1 pseudogene is annotated in these 402 nt (G+C 50.7%); it reads right to left on the reverse strand.

Features of this window, described 5'->3' with window-relative positions:
• Positions 1 to 216, reverse strand: a pseudogene (locus tag AF337_RS14845) (methyl-accepting chemotaxis protein); the annotation flags it as partial.
• Positions 217 to 402 lie beyond the last annotated feature (186 nt).

Genomic DNA, 402 nt, shown 5'->3' on the forward strand with positions numbered 1-402 from the left:
GCTCGCCTCGAAGGAAAGCATGTAGGATTCGACCACAAACAGCGGCGGCGGCAGAATATCGGCAATCAGATCCTTGCCGTAGACGACCTGCTCGTAAACCGGCCCGTTGACCTTGAGCCGTTCGAGCGCCGATTGCTGCAATCCGATCGACATGAAAAGACCGACTGAAACGGCGACGCCGAACGCCACCAAACTGCGAGCAATGGTGAATGCCAAGACTGTCTCCAAATAACTTTGGCTTCTCTACTTCGAGAGACCTGATCTACGTATGGCATTATTTCGCAAGAACACTGAAATATGGTTAATTCTTTGGACATCGGGAGCTTAGCAAGCTCTTGAAGGTCCAGGGCAACCGTCCAAAATTGGGTTGATGATTTGCGAAATCCATGGTATCAAGCCATC

Origin of the sequence: Rhizobium ecuadorense (assembly GCF_001187535.1) — a bacterium.
GTDB classification, from domain to species: Bacteria; Pseudomonadota; Alphaproteobacteria; order Rhizobiales; family Rhizobiaceae; genus Rhizobium; species Rhizobium ecuadorense.